Source organism: Mesorhizobium sp. M4A.F.Ca.ET.022.05.2.1 (genome assembly GCF_003998845.1).
Taxonomy (GTDB): Bacteria; Pseudomonadota; Alphaproteobacteria; order Rhizobiales; family Rhizobiaceae; genus Mesorhizobium.
The window spans coordinates 1-8,819 of sequence record NZ_RZOJ01000259.1 but is presented as its reverse complement, the minus strand read 5'-3'; the positions used below and the strand labels follow the sequence as shown (position 1 = coordinate 8,819).

Annotated in this window: 6 protein-coding genes; 3 read left to right on the top strand and 3 right to left on the bottom strand. The window is 65.6% G+C overall.

The genetic code is table 11. From position 1 onward, the window contains the following. Positions 1-35 precede the first annotated feature (35 nt). Entirely contained in the window at positions 36-2,768 is a 2,733-nt protein-coding gene (mutS, locus tag EN745_RS23640; protein ID WP_126056806.1) for a DNA mismatch repair protein MutS, read from the bottom strand. 148 nt (positions 2,769-2,916) lie between these two features. Here mutS and EN745_RS23635 point away from each other — a divergent pair, with 148 nt between their 5' ends. From EN745_RS23635 to EN745_RS23625, 3 genes are all read left to right on the top strand, one after another. After that, complete coding sequence (locus EN745_RS23635) at positions 2,917-4,107, top strand: glycosyltransferase (protein WP_126056805.1); 1,191 nt, start codon at positions 2,917-2,919, stop codon at positions 4,105-4,107. Positions 4,108-4,253: 146 nt separating this feature from the next. Continuing rightward, the gene (locus EN745_RS23630) at positions 4,254-6,533 is read left to right on the top strand and encodes an NADP-dependent malic enzyme (protein WP_126056804.1); all 2,280 of its coding nucleotides are present in this window, start codon (positions 4,254-4,256) and stop codon (positions 6,531-6,533) included. A gap of 126 nt (positions 6,534-6,659) precedes the next feature. Next, positions 6,660-7,760, top strand: a complete 1,101-nt coding sequence (locus EN745_RS23625) for a sensor domain-containing diguanylate cyclase (RefSeq protein WP_126056803.1) — start codon at positions 6,660-6,662, stop codon at positions 7,758-7,760. Between the two features lie 95 nt (positions 7,761-7,855). Here the strand turns inward: EN745_RS23625 and EN745_RS36265 are convergent, their stop codons facing one another. After that, entirely contained in the window at positions 7,856-8,029 is a 174-nt protein-coding gene (locus tag EN745_RS36265; protein ID WP_189363141.1) for a hypothetical protein, read from the bottom strand. Between the two features lie 260 nt (positions 8,030-8,289). Continuing rightward, the coding region (locus EN745_RS23620) for a porin (RefSeq protein ID WP_145992105.1) at positions 8,290-8,819 on the bottom strand (530 nt) is incomplete at its 5' end.

Sequence of the window (8,819 nt, the reverse complement as noted above, 5' to 3'; positions counted from 1 at the left end):
AGCGTGGGCTGGAGATGATTTGAAGCCGCGCCGCGTCAGGGCTTTGTAGCCAACCCCTTCAGCCTGTAGAGCGCCTCCAGCGCCTCGCGCGGCGTCATCTCGTCGGGATTGATCGTGACGAGTGCGTCGCTCAGCGCGTCGTTCTTTGCCGGCCTAGGTGCTTCGCGTTTCGCCGCCACCGAAAACAGCGGCAGGTCGTCGACCAGGCGATTGGCCTTGCCCGACACCTCGCCTTCCTCGAGTTGGTGCAGCACTTCTTTTGCCCGCGCCACCACGGCCTCCGGCAGGCCGGCGAGCCGCGCCACCTGTACGCCGTAGGAACGGTCCGCCGCGCCCTTGCCGACTTCGTGCAGGAACACAACCTCGCCCTCCCATTCCTTGACCCGCATGGTGACGTTGGAGAGGCGGGGGAGCTTGCCGGCCAGCGCCGTCATCTCGTGGAAATGCGTGGCGAAGATCGCTCGGCACCGGTTCTTCTCGTGCAGATACTCCACCGCCGCCCAGGCGATCGATAGGCCGTCGAAGGTCGCTGTGCCGCGGCCGATCTCATCGAGGATCACCAGCGCCCGCTCGCCTGCCTGGTTGAGGATCGCGGCCGTCTCGACCATCTCGACCATGAAGGTCGAGCGGCCGCGTGCCAGGTCGTCGGATGCGCCGACGCGCGAGAACAGCCGGTCGACGACGCCGATATGGGCGCTCTGCGCCGGCACGAATGAGCCGGTCTGGGCAAGGATGGCGATCAGCGCGTTCTGCCGCAGGAACGTCGACTTGCCGCCCATGTTGGGACCAGTCAAAAGCCAGATCGCGCCGGCCTTGGCGCCGCCCTCCGGCGAAAGATCGCAGTCGTTGGCAACGAACGGGCCTTCGCCCGAGCGGCGCAGCGCCTGCTCGACCACCGGATGACGGCCACCTTCGATTTCGAAGGCGAGGCTGGAATCCACCTCGGGCCTGCACCAGGCCTCGCTTTCCGAAAGCAGCGCAAGGGCTGCCGAAACGTCGAGCACCGCAAGCGCATCGGCGCCGGCGCGGATGCTGTTCGCCTCGGCCACGACTTCCGCCATCAGCCGGTCGAAAGTGGCGAGCTCGATGCTCAACGCCCGGTCGGCGGCATTGGCGATCTTCGATTCCAGCTCGGCGAGCTCCGTCGTGGTGAAGCGCATGGCGTTGGCCATGGTCTGCCGGTGGATGAAGCGGGCCTTGTTCTCGTCGCTGCCGGTCATTGCCGCATGGTGGTTGGCGGTGACCTCGATGTAATAGCCGAGCACATTGTTGTGCCGGATCTTCAGCGAGCGGATGCCAGTCTCCTCGATCAGCGAGCGCTCCAGCCCGGTGATCACCTTGCGCGATTCGTCGCGCAGCGCTCGCATCTCGTCGAGCTCGGCATGGTAGGCGCGGCGCACGAAACCGCCGTCGCGCTTGAGCAGCGGCAATTCCTCATCCAGCGCCAGGCTGAGATGGTCGCGCAGATCGCGCGGCAGAGCCTGGATCGATGCCAGCGCCGCCGCAAGTTCCTCGGGCAGGCTGATCGCCGCGAACAGCTGTGCGATGGCGTCCGCCGCCTCGAAGCCGGCGCGAAGCGCGCCGAGATCGCGCGGGCCGCCACGGTTGAGCGCGAGTCGCGACAGCGCCCGCGGCATGTCGGCAACGCTCTTCAGGCTCGTCCGCGCCGCCTGGCAGAGTCGGGTTTCGGCACGAAAGAACGACACCGAATCGAGCCTGGCGCCGATCGCCGCCGGATCGGTCAGCGGCGCCATCAGCCGGTCGGCCAAGAGCCTCGCGCCGCCGCCGGTCACCGTGCGGTCGATCGCCTTGAACAGCGAGCCGTCGCGGCTACCCGACAGCGTGCGTAAGAGCTCCAGATTGGCGCGCGTCGCCGGGTCGATGAACAGCGTCGAGCCGCTCTCCTCGCGCTCCGGTCGCGACAGCGGCGGCCGCTCGGCCTTCTGCGTCTTCTCGACATAGGCAATAGTGCCTGAGATGGCCGACAGCTCGGCGCGCGAAAACGTCCCGAAACTGTCCGGCGTCGCCACCGCGAAGAAGCGTGCGATGCGTCCCGCGGCCGAGGCCGAATCGAACAGCGACGGCGGCTGCGGGCTGGCGACGCGGCCGATGACGTCGAACAGTGGCTTCAGCTCGGGGTCGTAAAACACCGGCTCGGCGACGATCAGCTCGCGCGGATCGACGCGGAAGATGTCGGCGAGCAGCCGGTCGGCGGTGGTCTCGGCGACGCGGAAGACCCCGGTCGAGATCTCGATCCAGGCCAGCGCGAAGGCATGATCGCTGCTGCCTCCCTTCACGCGTCCGAGCGCCATCAAGAAACTCGATTCCGACGGCGCCAGCAATTTGTCCTCGGTGATGGTGCCGGGCGTCACCAGCCGCACCACGTCGCGCCGCACCACCGATTTCGAGCCGCGCTTCTTGGCCTCCGTCGGGTCCTCGGTCTGCTCGCAGACGGCGACGCGGAAGCCTTGCGCGATTAGCTTCTGCAGATAGTCATCCGCCGCATGCACCGGCACGCCGCACATCGGAATGTCATGGCCCTGATGCTTGCCGCGCCGCGTCAGCACGATGCCGAGCGCCCGGCTTGCCTTCTCGGCGTCGTCGAAGAACAGCTCGTAGAAATCGCCCATGCGGTAGAACAGGAGCGAATCCGGGTTCGCCGCCTTGATCTCGATATACTGCTCCATCATCGGCGTGACGGCGCCGCCGAAGGGCATCGGCGTGGTCGCCTCGGGGGCGTTGAGTTCGGTCGGGGTGCGCATATCCATGCCGGCACGCTAGCAGAACAGCTCGCGTGGTTTAATGCCGGCGGCTTGAAAAGCGGGGGAAACCGCCACGGGATGAGCACATTGCCTGAAGCCGCGATCGCGAATACTGATCACGCCCGGGGATCGGCATTACAGGCGGATAGGGGCAATGAAGCAGGACGGACACGAGACGTTCGAGGAGATGGTCGGTCCTGCCGGCTCGCCGCTCAGGCGTGTGCGGCTTCTTGCCACCAACCGCGCCAATCGCACCAGAACCAAGGTAAAGGCATGGCTGCGGACAAGGTTTCCTTTCGTTCTTCCTGCACGCGGGCCGTTATCCGATCTCGATGGCGGCATCGACATCCCCGTCCACATCTTCAATCGCGATCCGCTGATCCTCTACGTGCCAGTCGGCGGGCGCCGCCCGCTTTATGCGCTTGCTGCCCTTTCCCGTCGCCTGGCATCGCGGCGCGCCACTTTCCTGCTGATGCCGAACTGGACCCTGGAGAGGCCCGCCGTCATCGATCAGATCGGCAGGGACCTCGCCTGGTTTGCCTGGGCCTGCCCCAACCATGAGCTGATCTTCCTCTGCAACACCGAGGAGGAACGCCGCTTGATTGCGAGCGTAGGCGGCAATGCGATCTTCTCCAATCACAATCTGATGATCTCGGAGGACATCTTCCGACCGCTGCCGGACGTGTCGGTCGAATACGATGCCGTCTACAATGGCCGTATCTCACACACTAAGCGGCATTACCTCGCGTTTGAAATCGAGAGGCTGGTCCATGTGACATCTTCGATCGGGGAATTGCCTCCGGCCGGCGACCGCGCCTTCATTCGGCGCCTACAGGCGCAGTCGCCGCTGCACCGGATCGCCAATCCGCTCGTCGACGATCTGGCCGGGCGACTTTCGCCGGACGAGGTCAACCATGTTTACAACCAGGCCGCGGTCGGGCTCTGTCTGTCGGCGGTGGAGGGGGCAATGTACTCCAGTATGGAGTACTTGCTGGCCGGCTTGCCGATCGTCTCGACGCCGAGCATCGGCGGCCGCGACGTGTATTTCCACCCGGACTACTGCATCATCGCCGAGCCCGAGCCGACCGCCATCCGGCGTGCCGTCGAGACCTTGCGCGACCGCGCCATTCCGCGCGAGGAGATTCGCGGCCGCACGCTGGAGACGGTGCGGGCCGAACGTCTGCACCTGATGGCCTATCTCTCGGCGCTCAAGCGGCGCATGGGAAGCGGCGATCCGCCGTTCGCCGAGTGGCCGTTCGCCGGCACCGCGGGGCTGACGCGATGGGCCCCTGTGCGCGAGCATGTGCGCGAGATTGCCGCTATCGCCTCGTCGGGCGGGATCTGAACGGCGGCATCGCGCCCGGCCCAGGAACAGCGTTTGCACGTCGCTTGGCGGTTTACAGCGACGGCGTGTGGCCTTAAGCCGGAAGCTCACAAAAAATATGGCGTCCAGCTCAAGGGTGCCGCACTGGTGAGGGAATCAAGAGGACCATGGCCAGGAAAACCGAAAGCAGCGGTCCCTCTGTCAGCGCGCAGGAGGCGCTCGAATTCCACGCCATGGGACGGCCGGGCAAGCTGGAGATCGTCGCCACCAAGCCGATGGCGACGCAGCGCGATCTCAGCCTCGCCTATTCGCCGGGCGTCGCCGTTCCCGTTCGCGCCATCGCCGAGGATCCGAGCCGCGCCTTCGACTACACGACGCGCGGCAACATGGTCGCCGTCATCTCCAACGGCACCGCCATCCTCGGCCTCGGCAACCTCGGCGCGCTTGCCTCCAAGCCGGTGATGGAAGGCAAGTCGGTGCTGTTCAAGCGGTTCGCCGATGTCGATTCCATCGACCTCGAGGTCGACACAGAGGATGCCGACGAGTTCATCAACTGCGTGCGCTTCCTCGGTCCCTCCTTCGGCGGCATCAATCTGGAAGACATCAAGGCACCGGAATGCTTCATCATCGAGCAGCGGCTGCGCGAATTGATGGACATACCCGTCTTCCACGACGACCAGCACGGCACCGCCATCATCTCCGCCGCCGGCCTGATCAATGCGCTCGAGATCACCGGCCGCGACATGAAGACCACCAGGATGGTCTGCAACGGCGCCGGTGCCGCCGGCATCGCTTGTATCGAGCTGATGAAGGCGATGGGTTTCTCGCCGGAAAACATCATCCTGTGCGACACCAAGGGCGTCGTCTTCCAGGGCCGCACCGAAGGCATGAACCAGTGGAAATCGGCGCATGCCGTCAAGACCGAGGCGCGCTCGCTGGCCGAGGCTCTCGATGGCGCCGACGTCTTCCTCGGCCTTTCCGCCAAGGGCGCGCTGACGACCAAGATGGTGCAGTCGATGGCCAGGAACCCGATCATCTTCGCCATGGCCAATCCCGATCCCGAGATTACGCCCGAGGAAGTGGCCGAGATCCGCACCGACGCCATCATGGCCACGGGGCGTTCGGACTATCCGAACCAGGTCAACAATGTGCTCGGCTTCCCCTACATTTTCCGCGGCGCGCTGGATGTCCGCGCCACCACCATCAACGACGAGATGAAGATCGCAGCGGCGCGCGCGCTGGCCGAGTTGGCGCGCCGCGACGTGCCCGACGACGTCGCCGCCGCCTATCAGGGCAACCGGCCGAAATTCGGCCCCAACTACATCATCCCGGTGCCGTTCGACCCGCGCCTGATCGCCGCCATCCCGCTGGCTGTGGCGAAGGCCGCGATGGAGTCCGGTGTCGCCCGCAAGCCGATCCTAGACCTCGGCCGTTACGCGCAGGAGCTTTCCGCCCGCCGCGATCCGATCGCCTCCACCCTGCAGCGCATCTACGACCGCGTGCGGCGCCAGCCCAAGCGCATCGTCTTCGCCGAGGGCGAGGAGGAGCAGGTGATGCGCGCCGCCGTCTCCTATGTGAACCAGAATCTCGGCACCGCCATCCTGCTCGGCCGCGACGACGTCATCAAGGAAAACGCCAAACACGCCGGCATCGAGCTCAACAAGCAGGGCATCGAGATCATCAATGCCAGGCTGTCGCGCCGCAACGGCATCTACACCGACTATCTCTACGAGCGCATGCAGCGAAAGGGCTTCCTGTTCCGCGACTGCCAGCGGCTGATCAACAATGACCGCAACCACTTCGCCGCCTGCATGGTGGCGCTGGGCGATGCCGACGGCATCGTCACTGGCGTCACCCGCAACTACTCCACCGCGCTTGACGACATCCGCCGCGTCATCGACGCCAAGCCGGGCCACCGCGTCATCGGCGTCTCGATCGTGCTCGCGCGGGGCAAGACCGTACTAGTCGCCGATACCGCCGTGCACGACATGCCGAATGCCGAGCAGATCGCCGACATCGCCGAGGAAGCGGCCGGCTTTGCCCGCCGCATGGGCTATGAGCCGCGGCTTGCCATGCTCGCCTACTCGACCTTCGGCCATCCGCATGGCGAACGTTCCGAGCGCGTGCAGGAGGCCGTGCGCATCCTCGACAAGCGCCGCGTCGATTTCGAGTATGACGGCGAGATGGCCGCCGACGTGGCGCTCAACGCCCGCGCCATGGCGCAATACCCGTTCATACGGCTGACCGGCCCGGCCAACGTGCTGATCATGCCGGCGTTCCACTCGGCCTCGATCTCGACCAAGATGCTGCAGGAGCTCGGCGGCTCGACCGTTATCGGCCCGCTGCTGGTCGGCCTGAACAAGCCGGTGCAGATCGTCTCGCTGAACGCCAAGGACTCAGACATCGTCAACATGGCGGCGATCGCGGCCTACACGGCGAGCAACTGAGAAGCGGTGCGCGTAGGGCGCCTCCCATAACAGATTGATAATACTCAGCTGATATTGAAGACCTCTTGCCGACTTGCCGTAACGGCATCTACGGCGCGCTCAGACCGCTAACTTGGGGGTGCGGCCATGAAGCATGACGGGGTTTCTGCATCCGCGGTCGGCCAGGGGGGCCACCACGACGAGCGGCTGGACGCGCTGCTCAGCATCACCGGTCGCATGGACGGCTATCTCTACCGCTGCCGCAACGACCAGTCCTATACGATGCTCTACATCAGCGACGGCATCCTCACTGTCAGCGGCTATCGGCCGAGCGATTTCATCCACAATGCGGTGCGCGACTACGTTTCGGCCATCCATCCTGACGATCTCGCTTCGGTCTATGCTGCCGTCGACGCCGCGCTCGAGGCGCGCTGCAACTGGAATGTCGACTACCGCATCGTGCCGAGGGTCGGCGAGCCGCTCTGGGTCCGCGAGATCGGCGGCGGTGTCTGGGACGAGGCCGGCGGGCTCGAATTCCTCGAGGGGTTCGTCGTCGACATCAGCGACCGCAAGGTCGTCGAGGACCTCAACGCGCAGCTGCTGCTCGACCTCAAGGCCGCCAACGAGGAACTGTCGGCGCAAAAGCGCGAGATCGAGCTGGCCAAGCAGCAGAGCGACCATTCGGCCAACCACGATCTCCTGACCGACCTGCCCAACCGGCGCGCCTTCCACAACGAGCTCAAATCGGTGATCGGCCGCTGCGCCGCAACCGGCGATGCGGCGGGCCTGCTGTTCATCGACCTTGACCGCTTCAAGGAGGTCAACGACACGCTTGGCCACGAGGCCGGCGATGCGCTGTTGCAGCGCGTGTCGGACAAGCTGCGCGCGATCCTGCGCAGCGCCGACTTCGTCGCGCGGCTCGGCGGCGACGAGTTCGCCTTCCTGTTCTCGGGCAAGCCTGACCAGGCCAGGGAGAAGGCGGTGCGCGTGGCGGAGCGCGTGCTGGAGCGGCTGCGCATCAAGGTTCCGGCCCCGAACGGCGACATCCAGGTCGGCTGCACCGTCGGTGTCGCGATCTATCCGACGGAAGCCGCTGATCCCGACGCGCTGGTCGCGCTCGCCGACCGGCATATGTATGTCGGCAAGAAGGAAGGCCGTGGCCGGCTGGTCACTTCCGACCAATTGGCGCTGGAGCAGCCCGGGGCCGGCGGCGGCCAGTCGTCACGCCGCCAGCGCCGCATCGCCTAGCTCCGACGGGCGCGGCATCCATCGAGCAGGATCGGCCGCAACCTTCCCCCCGCGAGGCGAGGGGAAGGCAAGGCATTTGAAGGCGTGGCGACACCCTACTCCCAGTCGCGGCAGGCGAGAAAGGCACGCTTCCAGAAGCGCCAGCCGGTCACCTTCCACTTCCAGAATTCATAGCCGCAGCCGCCATTGTCGGACGCCACGATGGTCACCCCGCCCCAGCCCCAGGCGTGGTGCTTGTGGTGGCCATGGTGGTGGCCGCCAATGGCCATTGCAGACCTGGTCGAGGTTGGGGCTGGCCGCCGCTCTCGCCGCGTTCGGACGCCCGGAGGAAGCCAGGGCCGTCATCGCCGAAGCAACGCGCATCGACCAGGGTCTGACGGTCGCCTCGTTCGACGCGGTCGTGGGCCAGGTCCCGGACGGTCTGCGCGAGCGGGTCTGTTCGGCACTTAGACAGGCGGGGGTTGAGCTGAAAAGACAAAGGCCCGCAGCGACGTGCTGCGGGCCCTTCTTGCAAAGATTGTAGAACCGGTCAGAACGAGCGCTGGAAGCGGAGGATGCCGCCGATGCTGTTTTCCTTGTCGGCTTTGGTCCAGTTGGTGACGGTATCTTCGCCGACATGCAGATAGTCGACTTCGGCCGTGACCTTGAGGCCCTTGACGATTTCATAGGCAATGTTCGCCGCGACGCCGAAGTTCTTGCCTTCGTCGTAGGAGAGCTGGGCGTTGAACGAGGTCTTCTCGTTGATGGTGTAGGTACCGCCGCCCCAGATCGCCCAGTTGCCGCTCCACTGCTTGTAGAAGCCGCGACCATGCGCGTCGATGACGTTGCCTGCGTCATCGTTGAGGTTGTCGTCGGTGCCGTAGCCGCCCATGATGAACAGCGACAGGTTGTCCATCGGCTTGACGTCGAGACGAACCTTGCCGGCCACTTCCTCGTAGTTGCTGTCATAGGCGACGACGCCGGTGATGGCGCCCCAGCCCTGCGTGTACTTCACGCCGCCGACGACATGCGGAACATAGCTGTCGATCGTGCCGACGACGCCAGAGCCCTCTTCGAGAG

Bases quoted from the DNA above. Each gene is read 5' to 3' on its own strand.
- EN745_RS36265 (WP_189363141.1), bottom strand. From the start codon at position 8,029: ATGGCCATTGGCGGCCACCACCATGGCCACCACAAGCACCACGCCTGG.
- EN745_RS23635 (WP_126056805.1), top strand. From the start codon at position 2,917: ATGAAGCAGGACGGACACGAGACGTTCGAGGAGATGGTCGGTCCTGCC.
- EN745_RS23625 (WP_126056803.1), top strand. From the start codon at position 6,660: ATGAAGCATGACGGGGTTTCTGCATCCGCGGTCGGCCAGGGGGGCCAC.
- mutS (WP_126056806.1), bottom strand. From the start codon at position 2,768: ATGGATATGCGCACCCCGACCGAACTCAACGCCCCCGAGGCGACCACG.
- EN745_RS23630 (WP_126056804.1), top strand. From the start codon at position 4,254: ATGGCCAGGAAAACCGAAAGCAGCGGTCCCTCTGTCAGCGCGCAGGAG.